The sequence below is a fragment of the Enterococcus sp. C63 genome, assembly GCF_040887215.1.
GTDB classification, from domain to species: Bacteria; Bacillota; Bacilli; order Lactobacillales; family Enterococcaceae; genus Enterococcus_B; species Enterococcus_B hirae.
Genome location: NZ_JBFOFI010000004.1, coordinates 98,287 through 117,599, shown reverse-complemented (window position 1 = coordinate 117,599; position 19,313 = coordinate 98,287). Strand labels below are relative to the sequence as shown.

Here is a 19,313-nt window from a genome sequence, read left to right as displayed (position 1 = left end):
AACTTGAACAACCAGAACTTTCCAAAAAATAAGTAAACGGACTGTGATTTTTTCTAGCTATCATCAATCATTGTGGAATCAGCCATAACAAACTTTACTTTTCTATTTTCAATTTTTTCAATTAAACTCGTTGTTTCTACAAAAGAAAAAAATTGCTCCTCTGATCACCTAAGCTCTGTTAATAAAATAAAGGCCTTGTCAGACGAAAATACATGACTATTTCTGTCTAACAAGGTCTTCTTTTTTCAAACTGGTTATTGCTTTAACTACTAGTGGAAAATATGACTCTGATGTGCTGCTTCTTTGAATTTGACCATTTTTTCTTGGACATAAGGCGCAACAGCCGTTCCAATAACACCAAAGCTAACGAATAGACCAATCATGATCCAAATCGCATTTGCAGCATTTGGCCAATAGATTCCTCCTGCTGATTCTCGTAATAGATTAACCGCATGAGTGAATGGCAAGAATGGATTGATCATTTGGAAGAACTTCCCTGATACTTGGATAGGATAGTTCCCACCTCCACCAGAAATCGATAGCACGAGGATAATGATCGCAAGTCCCTTCCCAACATTATCAAATAGCGCCGCTAAAACATACACGATCATCATAAAGGCTAGCGAGATCAAAACAGCAAAGGACACGCTGTAAACTGGATTATGGACATCTACACCTAATAAAAAGATATTTCCTAAAGTAACGATCAAACTTTGTGCGATAGCCATCGTTAAGAACGTGAGCATTCGAGCAACAAATTGTTCTCGTTTTGTAAAATTGTTTCTTTCTTTTTTACCGAGATAATAATCGGTTGTCGCTACACTTGAGAGTAAGACAGCTCCCACCCACAAGCAAAGTGCTGTATAAAACGGCGTACTTGCCGATCCGTTGTTTGCAATTGGATACATCGTATTGGTTTTTAATTCTACTGGTTGCGTAAAGAAGTCACTCTCTTTCGTGGCATCTAGTTTCAATAATTTGATCACTTCTCCTAGATCAACTTCTTTTTCTCCTTTACGAATAGCATCTGCTGCTTTTTGGATACCTGTCTTGATGTTTGGCCAATCGTTATTGATCAAATCAGCTGCTGCATTTACTGCCGTTTCAACTTGTGGCATTTTTTCATTCGCTGTTGTCATCGTACTTGTGATTTCATTTTTGATCGTTGGCCAGTCATTTTGGATAAAGTTAGCAGCTGTACTCAATTTGTTGGCTAACACTGGCAAATCATTATTATACAGATCGGCTCCTTTATTGATCCCATTGACGATCGTTTCCATATTACCATTCAACATGGTGTTTGCATCATGGATCTCTTGTCCGATCGCTGGCATTTCTTTTTGGTACTTCTCTAATATCGCCACTGCATTAGTCACTGTTGCTTTTGTTGAATTTAACAGCGAATCAAAATCGATTTGGTCAGCCTTGCTTAACGCACCTTGAGCTGTTTCAATCGTACTGATGACTTGATTTAATAGTGAATCAACGGTTGAACTGACTTGGTTCACATCGATTCCAGAAATCAAGTTATTGACATTTTTAGCAGCAGTTTGAATTTGCCCTAAGATATTTCTTACGTTATCGATATTTCCTTCTTGAATGGCTTGTTTCAACGCTGGTAGGCGATTTTGTAAGCCGCTTAAAACTGGTTTGATACTATTTAATGTATCAATTATTTTTTGAAGTTTGGTATTACCCGTTTGATTCTGTAACTGTGTCAAAAAGGTAATCAACTGATCAATCGCTTGTTGCTGTGCTGGTAAACTATTGTAGAGATTATCCAATAATTTGAGTAAGTTTCCCTTCTCTTCTTCCGTCAATTGATTATCTGCAATTGCCTGATCGACACTCGCTGTGAATGAATCAATAGACGTTGCTACCTGACTAATCGATTGTATCGTTGTATTCACACTTGTTGTGATACCTGGTAATGCGTCTTTTAATTGCTCTGCACCTGATTTTGTTTGAGTAGCTAGATCTTTTGCTTGTGTTTCTAATTTCTTCACGTCAGGTAAGATTTCTTGGACTTGTTGAATGATCGACAACCCTTGTTTCGCTTCAGTGATTCCTTGATCCATCGTTTCTTGGATTGATGAAAAATCCTGATCGATCTCAGCAATTTGTCGACCTGCATTTTGGATTTCCGGTATTTTTTGTTGTAAATCTAAAATGATTTTCGCTTGCTCTTGGAGCTGTGGCATTTTATCATTCAGTGCAACCACTTTTTGTCCCATTTCATCGACTTGTGGGAGATAGTCCACAAATTCATTGGCTTTGTTTAACTTTTCTTTAATAGAAGGTAGTTGTTTTTGTAAATCAAGTACTTGTTGCGTATAGCCATCGATCGTATCAAGGTTCTCATCCGTTGAAAGTATCATTGATTTGACCTTATTGATACTTACTAGATTCGAATCAATGTCATAACCGATCTCGTTAAAGACCTTCAATAACGTTGAACTAGCTGTCTTAATAAATTCATCCGTAATCTGTGTTTGGATCGCAGAAGCTCCTTTATCGGTGATCTTAGGAGCGATCGCATTGATTTTCTCATTCACCGTGTATTCGATTTTTGGCTTTCTGATCTCTCCACTCGTAAAACTTAACAAGTCTTCTGAGAAATCCTTCGGTAAGTAGATTCCTGCATAATATTTCCCAGAACGAACCCCTTGTTCCAGTTCTGCTTTTGAGTCAACGAATTGCCATCCGAGTTGTTTATTGTCATGAAGTGATTTGATCACTTCTTTCCCAATTGCGACTTCTTTCCCTCGAAATTCTGCCGGTTGATCTGCACTGTAAACCGCAATAGGCAATTCACCGGTATTTCCGTAAGGATCCCATAACGCTTTGATGTTGAACCACGCATACAATGAAGGGATAATCATAATTGCAATGATCAAAAGTGTAGCAATTGGATTTTTAAAAATTCTTTTCCAGTCAAGTAGATATAATTTTAATGTGTTTTTGATTGACCGCATAAATATCCCCTTCTTCTTTTTTCAGCTGCATTACTTTACCATGTAAATCATGTAATTTTCAATTCCCTTTTTTCAAAAAGCTCGATAATTTAGACATAATAGTCAAACTGTCCGATTGTCTGACCATAGAATTGAAGAAATAGTTAAATTTTACATGTACCACTTTACCATTAAATAAAGCAGAAAGAAATTTTCATGCTAAAAACCAGAAGAAGAAAACGCATCCAGAAAAAGTTTGTTCCTTTTACCAACCCAGCTCTAATCATAAGTTAATACGATTTTACCTGCAGAGGGGTGTCCTTCAAGTTGATGGTGCGCCCAGATTAAATGATCAAGAGTTGCAGCTAATTCTTCTGCTACAAAAATTTGGTAATTTCCTGTTTTATACGCGGCAATTAAATGAGTCAAAGCTTCTTGATCTGAGTATTCTTTTCTAGGAACAAAAGTCTCATAAAACCCATTTTTTTCTGACGAGATGCAAGGGAAGGCAATTCGTTCAACGCAACATAATGACCTTCTTCTTTCATAATTTTGATAGCCATGTCTCCCGCGATGCTTCCTTTCGTCGCATCGATCACAATATCTGCTTGATTACTGAATACTTCTCCAGGATTTTCTTGATCATAAGAAGAAAAATGAGTAACGCCTAAACTTCGGACTAATTCTTCATTTGTCTTTGATGCACTAGCTAACGTCCGAATCCCTTTTTGATGAAGTAATTGGATCAAACTAGTTCCTACGCCTCCTGAAGCTCCGGTCACCATTACCGTGTCAGTTGGTTGGATCGTTAGCAGATGATTAATCACATTGTAAGCAGTGATCCCCGTCGTTACCATTGCAGCCGCTTCTATCCAACTCATTTCATCTGGTATTTTAGCCACTTTACTTGCTGGTAAGACGATTTCTTCGCCGTAAGCACCTGACACAGGATGAACGACTACACGGTCCCCCACAGCAAATGAATCGACGTCACTTGCTACTTCCGTCACGATTCCAGCACCATCATTCCCTAATACGTAAGGGAATGTTAAGGTTCGGACTTCCTTCATCTTTCCTGAACGCAAAGCGACATCATAAGGATTGATACTAAACGCTTTCAATTCCACACGAAGATGATTTGGCGTGACCTCCCTTGGTGTGTCTACTATTTCTTGAAACACCTTTTCAGCTGGCCCATAACCACTAATAGCAAACCTACGCATCTCTACCCCCTCCTTTTCTTCTAGTTTACGTGTAACACCACTATTTGACAAAAAAACTGTTTTAATCGCATCGGTGGTCTTTCTCTTTCATAGAGAATAAGAGAAGGACTAAACATTTTTAGAAACAAAATAATTGTTTTATTTCTCACACTATGTTAAGGTATCTACACTAAACCGTAATTTTTACGATTTGAAAAATTAAAGAGATTATTGGAGGAAAATATGGCAAAAAAATCAAAAATTGCAAAAGCTAGAAAACAACAAGAAATGATTGCCCGCTATGCTGATTTACGACAAGAGTTAAAAGCGAATAAAGATTATGAAGCCTTACGTCAATTACCTTTAGATGCACGCCCTGAGCGTTTGAAAAACCGTGATTTGATCGATGGACGTCCTCGCGGATATATGCGAAAATTCGGCATGTCTCGTGTGAAATTTCGCGAACTAGCTCATCAAGGACTGATCCCTGGTGTCAAAAAAGCTAGTTGGTAATTAGTATTAGACAGACGAAAGATATTCTGGCAAAATAGCAGTCACTCTCTGAATAAGATAAACTAATCAAACACATATAAAAAAGCCGTAAGGACTAAAGATAGGAAAACTATTTTTGGTCCTTACGGCTTTTTTATAAGTTGAACAATGCTGACTCAACTTTTTTCTTATCATTATCCAGCATTTTTTATTAAGAGTCAGAAACGACCGTATAGCGATTGACATCATTAACGCTCAGATCCAACGATTTCTCTTATAACCTTTGTTGATTGACATTCAAGATAATTAGCTTGTTCCTTTTATATGTAAAGGCATAATGTGCTTATTTAGCGACAGGGGTCAATGCTTCGATACCTACACTGATTTTAAGTGCATGATCGACTTCTGACATAATTCCTCGATCTAAATGACAAACTTTTTCTTTTAATCTTGATTTATCAATTGTTCTGATCTGTTCAAGTAAAATGACAGAGTCACGTTCGATTCCAGTACCAGTTGCTTTTATTCCAATATGCGTAGGCAATTTAGGTTTGGCCATTTTGGCAGTAATGGCCGCCACAATAATCGTTGGACTAAAATGATTCCCTAAATTATTTTGAATAACTAAGACAGGTCGTGTCCCGCCTTGTTCTGAACCCACGACTGGAGAAAGGTCAGCAAAATAAATGTCTCCTCTTTTTACCATAGGATTCTCCTTACTCTTCATATTCTCTAGGAATGCGCGTTCCTAGTACACAGGCTACCTCATAGTGGATCGTACCTAATTGATCCGCTACTGCTTGCATCGATATCTCTTTTTCCTGATTTTTACCAATCAAAGTAACCTTTGTTCCCAGTGGAACTTCCTGAGGTAAACGGATCATAATTTGATCCATACACACACGTCCGACAATTTCACATAAATTTCCATCCACTAGGACGGAAAAGCCTTGCATGTTTCGTAACCAGCCATCCGCATAGCCAATCGGGATCGTCCCGATCCACTCTGGTTGATCGGTAATATAGGTTTCCCCGTAGCCGATGCCTTCACCTTTAGCCAAACGTTTCACTTGGATCAACTCGGAAACTAACTCTAGTGCGGGTTCCAATGGATACGGTTCTGGCAGTGCATGCCCTGAAGGATTTAACCCATACATTGCTACACCAAAACGAATCATGTTACCAATTTTTTCATCATGCCATAAAGCAGTAGCACTATTACTTACATGAACATACTTAGGTAAAGCAGGCAATGCATCGATTGTCTCTATAAAACGTTGATGTTGCTGTTGCCAATACGTTTCATCCGCTTGATCAGCCGTTGAGAAATGGGTGAAAATCCCTTCCCATTCCAATACAGCACTTTCTTGAATAAATAAAACTGCCTCTACGACTTCTTCAGGTGTCAAAAAACCAATCCGTCCCATGCCGGTATCAACTTTCAAATGAAGTGCTAACGCATGTTTCAGCTTTCTTTCTTGCAGATATTCAACAGCCTGTTCTAACCATTCTTTGTTTCCTACAGTGATCGATAAATCATGGACAACCGCTAAAGTCAATGCGTCAATGGGAATCATATTCAACACTAAAATAGGTTGTGTGAATCCCGCTTCCCGCAATTCAATCCCTTCGTCTAGATTAGACACACAAAATCCAGTAGCACCTCCAGCCAGTGCAGCTTCTGCTGTCTGGACTGCTCCGTGCCCGTAACCATTTGCTTTGACTACAGCAAATAGCTCTTTTCCTTTTGGTAATCTAGCTAATTCTTTTTTGACATTTTCAGTAATAGCTTTTGTATGTATAATGACTCTTGTAGGTCGGTGCCAAGCGACAACCATGATTTTTCCTTCTTTCTAATCTTCTAAAATAATTTGTGCAAACGCTAATTCATCCGTATGCGTGATACTAACAAAACAAGTACCTGAATGAGGTGATTTTGTGACTACAGGTTGTCCTGCATCATTTTTTAAAATTTCAATTTCTTGAAACGTCACCTTACCAATACCAGTTCCCCACGCTTTTGAAAAAGCTTCTTTGCAAGCGTAACGCCCTCCGAGAAATTCTACTTGTCGGTGAAAAGGCAGGATTTGAAATTGCTCGATTTCATTTGGCGTCAACACTCGGTCGATAAAATTTTGTTTTTCTTTGATGATCTTTGCAATCCTTGGTAACTCAACTGCATCAATCCCAATTCCTTTAATCATAGACTCTACTCTTTTCAAAAATTTTAGAACACTCTCATTCTACCAAATTCTCGGTATTTTACCACCAATATGTCCATAAATAACTAAAAAGAAAGCTCCTCTTAAAAAAGAGAAGCTTATCATTTATTATTAATCGTTATTTGTACGGATCACAAATCCACGTTTTTTATCGTTTTGACGCTTACCGCCATCTTTTTGATGGTTATTATTTTTACTGTAGCCACCTTTTGATTTGTTGCCACGGTAGTTGTTATTATCGCGTCGATTACGGTTATTTCCGCCGCCACGTTTGCCATTTTTATTATAGCCTTTTTTCTGCATTGGCAATGGACGTTCTGGAGTGATTTTAACTGGTATTGCATCAGAAGGATCCTTCGCAGTCGTTTTTAGTAACAAAGCTACTAAATCTTGTGCAGAATACTCTTCAAGCAATTTATCTGCTGTTTGCAAATACTTGTCTAAGCCGTTTTCTTCAAGCTTAGCTTCAATTTGTTCCACTGCAGCACCTAGTTGTCCCTTGAATGCTTCTTTTTCAGTTGGCGGACGTAGAGTAGCCATCCGTTTTTTCGTTAAGTTCTCAATAACATGTAGGTAGCTCATTTCGTTTGGCGTAACGAATGTCACTGACATCCCGCCTTTACCCGCACGACCTGTACGTCCGATACGGTGAACATAACTTTCTGGATCTTGTGGAATGTCATAGTTGTAGACGTGAGTCACGCCTGAAATATCCAAACCACGTGCAGCTACATCCGTAGCAACTAAAATATCTAAATGACCATTTTTAAATGAACGTAAAACACTCATTCGTTTTTGTTGTGAAAGGTCCCCATGGATTCCTTCTGCACGATAACCGCGAGCTTCTAATCCACGTGCCAATTCATCAACACGTCGTTTTGTACGACCAAAAACAATCGTAAGTTCTGGTGTTTGGACATCGAACAAACGTGTCATGATATCGAATTTTTCATATTCTTTTGCTCGAACATAATATTGATCGATTAAGTCAGCTGTCATTTCTTTCGCTTTGATCTTCACGTGTGTTGGTGATTTCATGAATTTCACGCCGATATTTTTGATTGCAGGTGGCATTGTTGCTGAGAATAATAATGTTTGGCGTTCTTCAGGTACTTTTGAAATAATACTTTCAATATCTTCCAAAAAGCCCATGTTCAACATTTCATCTGCTTCATCTAGAACTAATGTTTCCACTGTTCCTAATTTCAATGTGTGGCGGTTGATGTGATCCAGCATACGTCCAGGTGTTCCTACGACAATATGTGGACGATCTTTCAATCCACGGATTTGGCGACCGATATCAGCGCCTCCGTAAACAGCTTGTACACGTACTCTTTTATCACGACCAAGACGATAAAGCTCTTCTTGTGTTTGGATCGCTAATTCACGTGTCGGTGCAATGACTAACCCTTGCAATTCGTGGCGATTAGTGTCGATTTTTTCTAACATCGGCAAACCAAAAGCAGCCGTCTTACCAGTCCCTGTTTGTGCTTGTCCAATCACATCTTTTCCAGACAATGCTAAAGGGATTGTTTCTGACTGGATCGGTGTTGCTTCTTCAAAACCAGCACGCTCTACTGATTTCAATAATTCTGGTGATAATTCTAATTCTTTAAATTTCAAATGAATCCTCCTATATGGTTGTTAACTGAGGATGTAGCTTAATTTTTGCTACCCCGTCGATTGTTCGGTCAAAGTGTTTGGTTCTTTTTGACAGTGGCCACGTACGTTTTTACTCATTCTTAGCCCCTGTGGCACCACCGAAAAATCACTTTGCGAAGTTTAGGCATTAGAAAAGCCAAACGGGTCGCGTTCAGCTTTATCATTGTTATGACATCTGGCTCTAGCAATTTACATAAACGAAAGAACCAGTCCAATTTCTCTTCATCTTTCGGCAATAGGTTATTCTAGCATAATTTCTTATTTTCTGCAAGTTTGCAGTTTATTATTTCATTCCTTGCAATTGTTTAACGACATCAATCAATCCCATTCCATTGCTTCCTTTTAAAACGATGCTATCTTCCGGACGTATTTCTTCTTTCACCGTTGCAATGAGTTGTTCTTTATCTGTTTCAAAATATTGTACGTATAAATCTGGATACTTTTCGTTCAACTTTTCATATAATGCTTTCATTTGGGGCCCATATAAATAGACTCCCGCAAAATCAGCTGGATCAAGATGTTCAGCCATACTTGCGTGCATCTTCAAAGCATCTGGTCCTAATTCCAGCATGTCCGCAAGTACAGCAAGTCTTCTCCCTTTTGTTGGTAAGTTGGCAAAAGTATCTAAGACCAATCCCATTGCTGTAGGATTCGCATTATAGACATCACTTAGAATCCCCGCACCATTTCCAGCACTCAGCCACTCCGTACGATTTTGCGTCACTGTGACACTTGCTAAACCTAGACGGATGGCTTCCGTTGGCAGACCAAAAAATTGCCCAACAGCATAAGCAATCAACGCATTGGTGACATTATAACTTCCAGGAAGAGGAATCATGAACGATTCATCATTGACGATAAAATGTGTGGCTGTTTTCTCTTCACTCGTTACCTCCGCCTGTAGCTCCCCTGTATTTAATCCAAACGTTTCAATTTTTTGAGTCAAACTTTCAGTCAAAGGTTTCAATAATGGTTCTTCTTCTGGGATAATCAACAGCCCATCTTCTCTCAAACCATCAACAATCTCCATTTTTGCTTGCGCGATTCCTGCTCGTGAGCCAAGGTTTTCAATATGTGCTTCACCAATCATCGTAATAGCCGCTACTTTAGGTCGGGCAATCAAAGAAAGCTCAGTGATCTCTCTGGCATGATCCATCCCCATTTCTAAAACGATTTTTTCGGTATCCATCGGCATGTGCAAAATCGTATAAGGCAAGCCAATATTATTGTTGTAATTTCCTTGTGTTTTATAGGTTTTGTACTTTTGAGCTAAAACTGAAGCAGTCAAATCTTTTGTCGTTGTTTTCCCATTACTTCCCGTAATTGCCACCACTTCAGCCCCAACTTTCGCTAGGTAGTACTTCGCCAGATCTTGCATTGCTTTTAGTGGATCATCCACAAGAATCACTCGAATCCCACTAGGTGCTTTGGTCGGTTCCAAACTCCAAAAAGTAGCAACCGCTCCATTATCCATGGCTTGTTGGATAAATTCGTGTCCATCTCTTGCTCCTTTTAGCGGCACGAACAACCCACCTTTTTCAATCTTGCGACTATCGAACTCCACACCTGTGATTTCCGTTAAATCATTCATTACGCTTCCTACAGCTTGAGCGATTTCTTGTACTGTTAGTTTCATAAAAAACCCGCCTTTTCGCATTTAGAAGCCGGAACAAATGTGAATGACATTCGCTCCAGCTTCTATTTTTAATTGTCTATTCGTTTGCTTCAAAAAAACCTTGTCGTTGATTAAAACGATTGATTCCTAATTGAATCAATTCTTCGATCAAATCGCCATACTTCAAGCCCATGTTTTCCCACAATAATGGATACATGCTAAATTGCGTGAATCCAGGCATTGTATTTAACTCATTTAGGAATAGTTCATTTTTATTCGTCAAGAAGAAATCACAACGGCTCAAGCCACTCCCACCTAGCATTGTATACGCAATTTTTGCATATTCCTGCGCTTTTTGATAGACCTCTTCCGGTACTTCAGCTGGGATTTGCATTTCAATCTTATTGTTGATGTATTTCGCATCATAATCATAGAATGCAACATCTTTGACTACTTCACCAGGTAATGTGGTACGCACGTCTTCATTCCCTAAAACAGCTACTTCAATTTCACGTGCTTCGATCCCTTGCTCAACGATCGCACGAGAATCATATTGATAAGCTAATGCAAGCGCATTTTGCAGTTCTTCACGGTTCTCCGCTTTAGAGATCCCTACACTTGAACCCATATTTGCTGGTTTGACAAACATTGGGTAAAGCAAAGACCCTTCACATTGATCAAAGATTTTTTTAGGATTTTCTTTCCATTGATTTTTCAAAACAGGGACATAAGGAACTTGTGGCACCCCTGCCGCTTGCAAAATGTATTTGGTCATGATCTTATCCATTGCACAAGCACTTGTTAAAACGCCAGCGCCGACATATGGCAAGTTCAATGTTTCCAAAAATCCTTGAATCGTTCCATCTTCACCATTAGGTCCGTGTAAGACAGGGAAAACAATCGTTCCTTCTTCTTTGATTTCTCCAGGATTGATCACTCTTCCCGTAAAGCCATCTGTCACTTTTCCGCTTGGGTCCCATGTCAAATGTAAGTCTTCTTTGCTCGCTGGTTTCTCTGTTAACAAAGGGCCTTTCACCCATTGACCTTCTTTGCTGATAAATATCAGTTGAACTTGATAGTACGTATAATAAATAGCATTTAAGACTGAAAACGCTGAAAGAACTGAAACATCATGTTCTGCACTGCGTCCACCATATAGTAAAGTAATCTTCAAAAGATTGTCCTCCCGTATCCAATATCTTTCACTTTTACTTCATATTTTAGCACAAAATCAAAAGAATCAAACAGCTTATTTTTCAAAAAGTCGATAAACTTATTTGTTAAATCAAGAAAAAAGGCACGGCATCGCTGCCTGCGCCTCTTTTTCGATTGTTGTTTTTCATCTATTCCATCTTTCGTTCATCAGGGACAATCCCTTGATTTAACAACCATTTATGGAAGAACCATTCTCCTATGCCAATTAATAAAGCAGGAATCAAAACTTTCATCCAGATGTTCGTCATATCATTCATAAAATAAAGATATACCCACAAAATGACTGCGGAAGAACCGGCATCTGCGATCGTCGCCGCAATATTCCCCACCTTTCGCAAAATGAGTAAATCACCTAATACATAAATCATCACAACGACAATGACCCCAACAATTGTCGAATCCATGAAGCTAACTCCGTATAATCCTGTTAATACGATCCATAAAATCGCCCAAATCATGATTGCTTTTACAATTAATGCTTTTACATGTTTCATTTTCCACTCTCTCCCCTCAGATTAGAAAAAAATTAGATAATAAAATATCTTTAATTATTTTATCATTTTAAAGACAATACAAGCAAAGATATCGTACTAATTGAGGGGAAAACAAACCTATTGTCGCTACTCATTGTTTGAAGATAACTTGACTTGTTCAAGTGCTTGAATTAATGCCTGTCTAAAGTTTTGATGATCTTGAGTGGTAAAAGGTTTAGGTCCTCTAGTCCGCAGACCTGCTTTGCGCAACCGTCCACTTTGGTAACGTTGTTCTAACAAGGAGTCAATCGTTGTTGCACTAAATTCTTTACCCGTTTGATGAAACACTCGTACCCTCTTTGGTAAAACTAAAGAAGCTAACCCATAATCTTGTGTGATTAGAATATCTCCTTTGCGAATCAATCCTACAATGCGGTAATCTGCGCTATCTGCGCCTTGATCAACGTACACAAAATGAACATACGCTGGATATTCTTTATGGGTGTAATGAGCCACGCTCGTCACGATCATGACTTCCACTTGATACAAACCAGCAATTTCAATTACATCTTCCTTAACCGGCGAACCATCTCCATCAATCAGTATTCGCATGATGCCGCACCTCTCGTTTCCATAATAGATAAACACCCAGCACACCAAGGAGTAACCAGCTGATGTTCCCCCACTTAGCGTATTCCATTAATTGCACACTGATCGTAGGAACTCTTAACTTGTCAGTCAACTGCAACAGCACTGCAACAGGTAGTTCTAGCCAACGGGTAAGAACTAGTAACAGCCCCATCAAGAGAAACTGATGGACCACACTCCCTTTGTTTTGTGTCGTAAATTTAATGATGACTCGTTGATCCATGGGAATATCCGTATCAGTGTCATAACACACACGATTTAACCAACCGCTGATCACAGCATGACAAAAACTTAAGAAAAACAATCCAATCACAAACGCAGTCGGGATCAATAAAATCAATAAAGAGAGCGATAGCCCGATCAACTGGACGATCACTGGAGGATAGGGGAAACTACGTAAGATACGATTACCAATCAGCTTAGCGACGACCATTCCAGCTATATAAGGTAGATACATATAAGTGGCTAAATGATCAAATCCATACAAAACTCCTACATAAAATGTACTAAACAAAAAGAGAAAGTTCCCCACCATTCCACTCAAAAAATTCATGAGATTGAGCCAACTTGGAAACTGCCAATTTTTTTTGCCTCTCCCTAAATAAAAAGCGGCTAAAACAAATAAAAAGAGAAAAACATAAATTGTAAGATCAAACAGTTCTGGCTCAACGAGCAAGCGTGCATTTCGAAGCAAAAACAATAAGACAAAAAACACAATGAACAGCACAAATTCTTTCGTGACAAAAATCGTTGTTTTCATCTCTTTAAAATCCAATTCATACCTAGGATAATGGCTGATGGTGTGATAAGCCATGATATAAAACAATGTATACAGCCCTAACGTCACAACGATTTGGGTCGTACCTGACAACTCGATCGAGCGAAAAAGCAAAACCAATAATAGTAGCGCAAAGATATATTTTTTGCCTGTCATATTCGTAAAACCCTGTCGCTTTTCATGGTAATTAACAGTCACATTTGCTGGAAGTAGCCAAGCTGCACTAAATCCCAATAAAATACTAGACAAATAAAACAAGGGGAAATAGAGCACGCCAAAGATCCCTAATAACGAACCCGCCCCTCCCATCAAAAGAGCAATCATCAGTAATGTATAACTATCTAGACCTAAACGAATACTGCGGATCAAAAACAATCCCGTCATACGGAAAGTATAAAATAAGGTAAACGGTAAAATCGAAGCCCAGTTAGCCCCATCGCTCAAATTCAGAAATAAAAGATAAGGAATAAATATAACCGTATTAGCTAAAATAAAAGGTGTTGATTGCGTAAAATTACGACCAAATTGTTTGATTTTCTCGAACATAAAAAAACTCCTTAGCGAGTAATTACAAAACTTATTTTTCATTCATTCTAGCATTAATCATAAGTAGAAACCAATTTTAGCCAATACTCTCAACTAAGAATTCCGACTTATAACGAGCGATAACCTATTGCGACACGTCTTCTTGTCAGTAATAGTAACACTCAAGCCAAACAAACCACGAAAGATTGCCCATAAAAAATAGGACATTACCCAGAATCTCTTCTGACTAATGTCCTATCTTACTGGTACTTGAGTTTTTGTGAACTCAAGCAGACAAGCCCTTCTCCACAAAAGTCTTGCCCGACACCCTTGCATTCCGGCAAGTGATCACATCATGATCTTGTGTCTCCAAAATCAATTAGGCGCATCTGTAAACCAGAGGCCTTCTCGACCCGTCGCATGTCGTTACTTTAACACATATTCCAAAGTTATGCGAGTCTTTTTTTCATTTGATAATCGACCATTTGAAATCCTTGACCAATATCCGAGATCAGTTCACCAGCCATTTCAAAACCTTGATGAAGGTAAACGGCGATGGCTTGAGCATTGCCTTGATTGACACGTAGAAAAATCTCTTTGATTCCTTGTTCTCTAGCGATAGTTTCGTACCACTGAAAAAGAGCCGACGTCAATCCCTTCCCTCTGAATTGATTCATTAAGTATAACTTACTCAAATATATTTTGGATGCTATTACCTCATAGGCGGTATATCCGACCGTTTGCCCTTGCTCTTTTAAGAGAAAATACTGCACACCTTCCGCCACTTCTTTTTCAATCTGTTGTTTTGATTGATAGGTAGCCAGCATATAGTCCACTTGTGCTTGCCCAATGATCGGAACAAATGCTTCTGGCCAAACTTCCTTGATCACTGATACCAACTCGTCAATTTCAGTTGAGGTTACCTTGACTTTTTCTAACATTCTTTTTCTTTCCTCTCTTACTGCTAAAAATTTCCTTGTGCTTTCTGGAACAGATACAACATAATCAAACTATACGCACCGACAGACCAAGGTTTCAATAATAGGACAATTTGGATATATTCCTTAAAAGATATTTTAGTTAACCCTGCGACCAGACAAACCAAGTCATCAGGCGCAAAAGGAATCAACATGGTCAAACACAGTACTTTTTTGATATCCTTCGTTTTCTGTGTCAGTAATTGGTCGAATCTTTGGTACTTTTTGGGCGATAAAATAAGTTGTACAAAACTAACGCCATAATAACGAACCAATAAAAAACCAATGGCTTCACCGATAATCAATCCAATACAGCTATAAAGTAATCCCCAGCCATTTCCAAACATCAACAAGCCTGCCACTGAAGAAATTCCTCCAGGTAGTATTGGGATGATCACTTGAATGATCTGCAGGAGAATAAAAATCACTACTGCATACTCCCCAAATTGTTGGATGAAGCGTTGCAAAGAAGTGGTTGATCGAAAGATCCCATGTTGATAAGCATAAATGATTAACACCAAAAAGAACAATAAGCCAATAATCGGGATTATTCGGATATATTTATGTAAATGATTGTGATCGTTCATTTTCAGTCTCTCCACCTTTTAGCGCTACTTTTCATTAAGAATCGTTGCAAAAGTAAACGTTTCACTTGATAAATAAGTCGAAGAATCGAAAATAGCTTCTCCTATTTTCATGATTCTTCGACTTATCCTATTGGTTTCTTTGTTTTATTTATGATCCAAAAAACTAGCAACTTTCGTCGTAATCAAATCGATCGCTACGTGATTTTCGCCACCTTCTGGCACGATGATATCGGCGTAACGCTTAGTTGGTTCGATGAATTGATGATACATCGGTTTAACCACAGTCAAATATTGTTCGATCACGGAATCCAACGTTCTGCCACGTTCTTCCATATCTCGTTTGATTCTGCGGATGATACGGATATCATCGTCTGTATCTACATATACTTTGATATCCATCAAGTCACGTAGATTTTCATCTTCTAGAATCAAAATGCCTTCTAATATAATTACTTCTTTAGGCTCTTGGATGATTGTTGCTTGACTTCTTGTATGTGCAACATAATCATAAACTGGTTTTTCAATGGCGTTATAGTTCAGTAGTTCTTTCACGTGCTGAATCAGCAGATCATTATCAAAGGCAAAGGGATGATCATAATTCGTATTCAATCGTTCTTCAAAGCTCAAATGGCTTTGATCTTTATAATAAGAATCTTGTTCAAGCATCATGATGGAATGGTCTGGGAAATTATTGAAAATGGCACGACTTACGCTTGTTTTACCGCTTCCTGATCCACCCGTCACACCAATGATAATTGGCTTGCTTTTTGTCATTGACTAAAACCTCTTTCATATCCGTTTTTACATTCTTATCTATTATAGCGAAAATACACGAAAATGCTATATTTTTCTGAAAATTAATGCTTCTCGATTTCCAAAAGAGGATAAAGTTCTGCTAACGAATCAATCCGATAAGTCGGTACGATTTCTGGAATTTCCGGCAACCGATTTTTGTTAAACCAAATCGTATCAATTCCTGCCAAGTTCCCTCCTTTAATATCTGAGGTCAATGAATCGCCAATAATAACTGTTTTTTCTTTTTCAAATTGAGGAATCTGTGAAAAGACATGATCAAAAAATTCTTTCATTGGTTTTTGGGCGCCCACATCTTCTGAAACAAAAATTTTTTTGAAATAGCCCAACATTTTCGCATCAGTCAAACGTTGATATTGCGTTTTCGATACCCCGTTTGTCACAATATAAAGATCCGCTTGTGAAGATAACGTCTGAAGCAGTTCATGACTTCCCTCAATCAAATCATGCCCCTGATTCAAGTAATGTCTGTATCTTTTCTCCATAGCTAAACTATCAACTGTTTTACCAAATTGTTGAAATAGTAGTCCAAAACGACTCCCGGTAACCTCTTCTCTCGTCATATTCCCTTTTTCAAATTCACGCCATAAGTGATGATTTAATGCCTTATAACTTGTTTTCACTTCTGGTGTCAATTCAATTCCTTGCTCTGCAAATAATTCATTTAATGCTTTTGCTTCTGTCATCTGAAAATCAAGTAACGTATCGTCTACATCGAATAATAAAGTATGATAATTCATTTTTTCTCTCCTATTTAAAATATATTTTCAATTGCTTTAATTCGGTTAATGTCAGTGAACGATAGGCACCTTCAGCAAGTTGGTCATCTAACTGCAAAGGTCCCATCATTAGTCGCTTTAGCTTTGTCACTTTTTTACCACGTGCAAGGAACATCTTTTTTACCTGATGAAATTTTCCTTCTTGTATCGTTACTCGTACTCGACTGCTGTTTTTGGATGTTTCCATGATTGTTAATTGTGCAGGTAAACAACGATAGCCACCCTCAAAAACAATTCCTGCTTGAAAAGCTTCGATATCTGAAGCTGTCACTTGTTCATTGATCTGCGCCTCATAAGTTTTGAAGACTTTTTTATCAGGCAGCAACATTTCATATCCCAACTGACCATTTGATGTCAGTAATAGTAGTCCTGTGGTATCACGATCCAAGCGTCCGACAGGATAGAGCGGCTTCGTTCGATCCGCTGAAGCAATCAAGTCTAACACGGTCATTTTTGTTTGGTCTTTAACTGCAGTCACAGCACCACTCGGTTTATTCAATAAGTAATAGACTTCGTTTGTCGTTAAACGCTTACCTGAGACTTCGATCTCATGAATCAAACTATCCACATTTCGGTTTTGGCAAAATTCGATACAACCATCAATTTTCACTTGTTTTGATGCAAATAAACGCTTCATCTCTTTTCGAGTCGTTTGTAAAGTTTCTTCAATTAATTTATCTAAACGCATGGTGCTTTCCTTTCTTAGCCTAACAAGCATTATAACCCGAAAGAGAGTAGATGCAAATAAGAAAGCCATTGTTATTCCTTGACTTAAATTCAGATTCGCGCTACGGTTAAAGAGTAAAGTGAATTGGATTTCTCATACACAGCGTAATGACCTGGTGGAGAAAAGTTGAATCCTGACTTTCTAAAGGTAGATGCGCGCATCTACCTTTTTGCGTTTTTTAAGCGCCCTAGCCAATAATGTGCACGAGAATAGCCGTCGAAAGTTCACTTAAATAAAATCTGTTGGTCTACGTTGCCGACAGTCACATTTTAAGGAGGAATTTTGGTTATGTCAGTATCATTAGAAGTAAGTAAGAGAGAAGTACGTCCCCGTTCATTGAGAAATAAATTGCGTCATGAAGGTAAAGTTCCAGCTATTGTTTATGGGTACAATGTTGAAAGTACTCCGATTGCTATTGATGGACAAATATTCAGTAAATTATTACGTGAAAATGGCGCAAATACAGTAATCACAATGACGATTGATGGAAAAAAAGTCAACACGTTGGTTCATAAAGTCCAAACGAATACCTTTACCAACCATTTTGAACATGTGGAATTTCTATCTGTGAACATGTCAGAAGAAACTGAAGTCGAAACTGAAATCGTTCTTGTTGGCGAAGCTGCAGGTGTAAAAGCTGGTGGTGTCTTAGCACAAAACCTTTACACTGTGATCGTCTCTGCTACACCAAGCAACTTACCAGAACGTATCGAAGTTGATGTAACAAACCTAAATCTAGGCGATGCAATCACAGTAGCCGATCTACCTGAAAACAACGATTATAAAGTCGTTTCTGATGGTGAAGAACAAATTGCTGCAGTAGCAGCTCCAACTGAGGAAGCTGAAACTACTGATGAAGAAAGCGAACCAGAAGTTATTGGTTCAACGGAAGAATAACAAGTGACTTGTTCGTGTCAAAAGCGTTGGCAACCTTCGCTTTTGGCACGTTTTTTTCTCTCCTTAAAAAAAACTTATACTTTGAAAAAAAGTACACGATTTTTGTTGCATTTTTAAAAAAAGTCTATTAGAATGAACCATCGTTACAGTAAATCGTTTATCCTAAATGAAGAAATAAAACATATCTATTCGATAAAACGAAGGAGGTTAAACAGATGTTTGAAAGTTTTGACAGTAGTCGTAACCGGTATGCCTCTGTAGGTGTTGTATCAAGTTTACCAGATGAACTGATTGATAGTATCTGGTTTATTATTGACCTAGACCTTAAGGGAGTCATCCCCTTAGATAATATGTTAGCCTTTGATTTAATCGACAATAATGGAAAAGTAACTATGCATTTTTCGCAAGCTGGTAGTGATGTTGAGATGGGAATCGATTTACCGTTTCACTATTCATCAAGTTTTCCAAGCCAAGTATATGCTTATGATGATGGTACTAGAGAAACCATTCTTTTACCCAGCGAGATAAGACAGTATTAAGGTTCACAACCATTCGTTGTCCCTTTTGATTTGTACGCCCAGGCCAAGTAGTTGATCCTTTGAATTTATTCTTTGCGTTTCATTCTTTGAATTTATTCAGCGATTCAATTCTTGGCTTGTTTTATGATGCACATCATTGAAAATATCTTTGAAAATGAATCTGCAATACATTGAAAGTTATCAAAATTATTTCATTTTTACCTAGTAA

At 38.3% G+C, this 19,313-nt stretch carries 18 protein-coding genes and 1 pseudogene; 3 read left to right on the top strand and 16 right to left on the bottom strand.

What is annotated here, in order from left to right; translation table 11 throughout:
- Window positions 1–269: 269 nt before the first annotated feature.
- A complete protein-coding gene (locus AB3H90_RS07805; RefSeq protein WP_034866037.1) occupies window positions 270–2,975 on the bottom strand; it encodes a YhgE/Pip domain-containing protein in 2,706 nt (901 codons plus the stop codon).
- A 258-nt stretch (window positions 2,976–3,233) separates the two neighbouring features.
- Window positions 3,234–4,177, bottom strand: a pseudogene (locus AB3H90_RS07800) (NADP-dependent oxidoreductase).
- Between the two features lie 222 nt (window positions 4,178–4,399).
- On the opposite strand from AB3H90_RS07800, the gene rpsN reads away from it, so the two are divergent.
- Window positions 4,400–4,669 carry a 30S ribosomal protein S14 gene (rpsN, locus tag AB3H90_RS07795; RefSeq protein ID WP_010736862.1) on the top strand — a complete coding sequence of 90 codons (270 nt, stop codon included), beginning with the start codon at window positions 4,400–4,402 and terminating at the stop codon, window positions 4,667–4,669.
- Between the two features lie 322 nt (window positions 4,670–4,991).
- Here rpsN and AB3H90_RS07790 read toward each other — a convergent pair whose 3' ends face one another.
- The 14 genes from AB3H90_RS07790 to AB3H90_RS07725 all read right to left on the bottom strand — a co-directional run bounded on the left by AB3H90_RS07790 (window position 4,992) and on the right by AB3H90_RS07725 (window position 17,630).
- Window positions 4,992–5,354 (bottom strand): type II toxin-antitoxin system PemK/MazF family toxin, encoded by a 363-nt coding sequence (locus tag AB3H90_RS07790; protein WP_010720330.1) that lies wholly within the window; start codon window positions 5,352–5,354, stop codon window positions 4,992–4,994.
- Between the two features lie 10 nt (window positions 5,355–5,364).
- Window positions 5,365–6,486 carry an alanine racemase gene (gene alr / locus AB3H90_RS07785; RefSeq protein ID WP_368016504.1) on the bottom strand — a complete coding sequence of 374 codons (1,122 nt, stop codon included), beginning with the start codon at window positions 6,484–6,486 and terminating at the stop codon, window positions 5,365–5,367.
- A 15-nt stretch (window positions 6,487–6,501) separates the two neighbouring features.
- Entirely contained in the window at window positions 6,502–6,852 is a 351-nt protein-coding gene (acpS, locus tag AB3H90_RS07780; protein WP_010720332.1) for a holo-ACP synthase, read from the bottom strand.
- Window positions 6,853–6,981: 129 nt separating this feature from the next.
- A complete protein-coding gene (locus AB3H90_RS07775; protein WP_010720333.1) occupies window positions 6,982–8,493 on the bottom strand; it encodes a DEAD/DEAH box helicase in 1,512 nt (503 codons plus the stop codon).
- 322 nt (window positions 8,494–8,815) lie between these two features.
- Window positions 8,816–10,168 (bottom strand): UDP-N-acetylmuramoyl-tripeptide--D-alanyl-D-alanine ligase, encoded by a 1,353-nt coding sequence (gene murF, locus AB3H90_RS07770; protein WP_181914763.1) that lies wholly within the window; start codon window positions 10,166–10,168, stop codon window positions 8,816–8,818.
- 76 nt (window positions 10,169–10,244) lie between these two features.
- On the bottom strand, window positions 10,245–11,321 hold the full coding sequence (locus tag AB3H90_RS07765; protein ID WP_010720335.1) for a D-alanine--D-alanine ligase: 1,077 nt from the start codon (window positions 11,319–11,321) through the stop codon (window positions 10,245–10,247).
- 169 nt (window positions 11,322–11,490) lie between these two features.
- Complete coding sequence (locus tag AB3H90_RS07760) at window positions 11,491–11,856, bottom strand: DUF2512 family protein (RefSeq protein WP_081128310.1); 366 nt, start codon at window positions 11,854–11,856, stop codon at window positions 11,491–11,493.
- 126 nt (window positions 11,857–11,982) lie between these two features.
- Window positions 11,983–12,447 (bottom strand): YaiI/YqxD family protein, encoded by a 465-nt coding sequence (locus AB3H90_RS07755; protein WP_088745039.1) that lies wholly within the window; start codon window positions 12,445–12,447, stop codon window positions 11,983–11,985.
- Window positions 12,431–13,807, bottom strand: coding sequence for a hypothetical protein (locus AB3H90_RS07750; protein WP_094940636.1), 1,377 nt, complete (start codon window positions 13,805–13,807; stop codon window positions 12,431–12,433). Before AB3H90_RS07750 ends, AB3H90_RS07755 begins: the two co-directional genes overlap by 17 nt.
- Before the next feature lie 428 nt (window positions 13,808–14,235).
- Entirely contained in the window at window positions 14,236–14,727 is a 492-nt protein-coding gene (locus AB3H90_RS07745; RefSeq protein WP_010736856.1) for a GNAT family N-acetyltransferase, read from the bottom strand.
- A gap of 23 nt (window positions 14,728–14,750) precedes the next feature.
- Window positions 14,751–15,350 (bottom strand): TVP38/TMEM64 family protein, encoded by a 600-nt coding sequence (locus AB3H90_RS07740; RefSeq protein ID WP_368016503.1) that lies wholly within the window; start codon window positions 15,348–15,350, stop codon window positions 14,751–14,753.
- A gap of 144 nt (window positions 15,351–15,494) precedes the next feature.
- Window positions 15,495–16,124, bottom strand: coding sequence for a uridine kinase (udk, locus tag AB3H90_RS07735; protein WP_010720341.1), 630 nt, complete (start codon window positions 16,122–16,124; stop codon window positions 15,495–15,497).
- Between the two features lie 83 nt (window positions 16,125–16,207).
- On the bottom strand, window positions 16,208–16,903 hold the full coding sequence (locus tag AB3H90_RS07730) for a YjjG family noncanonical pyrimidine nucleotidase (protein WP_010720342.1): 696 nt from the start codon (window positions 16,901–16,903) through the stop codon (window positions 16,208–16,210).
- A gap of 10 nt (window positions 16,904–16,913) precedes the next feature.
- The gene (locus tag AB3H90_RS07725; RefSeq protein WP_368016502.1) at window positions 16,914–17,630 is read right to left on the bottom strand and encodes a 16S rRNA pseudouridine(516) synthase; all 717 of its coding nucleotides are present in this window, start codon (window positions 17,628–17,630) and stop codon (window positions 16,914–16,916) included.
- Between the two features lie 327 nt (window positions 17,631–17,957).
- On the opposite strand from AB3H90_RS07725, the gene AB3H90_RS07720 reads away from it, so the two are divergent.
- The gene (locus AB3H90_RS07720; RefSeq protein ID WP_010736853.1) at window positions 17,958–18,566 is read left to right on the top strand and encodes a 50S ribosomal protein L25/general stress protein Ctc; all 609 of its coding nucleotides are present in this window, start codon (window positions 17,958–17,960) and stop codon (window positions 18,564–18,566) included.
- Window positions 18,567–18,781: 215 nt separating this feature from the next.
- Complete coding sequence (locus AB3H90_RS07715; RefSeq protein ID WP_010720345.1) at window positions 18,782–19,105, top strand: DUF960 domain-containing protein; 324 nt, start codon at window positions 18,782–18,784, stop codon at window positions 19,103–19,105.
- Window positions 19,106–19,313 lie beyond the last annotated feature (208 nt).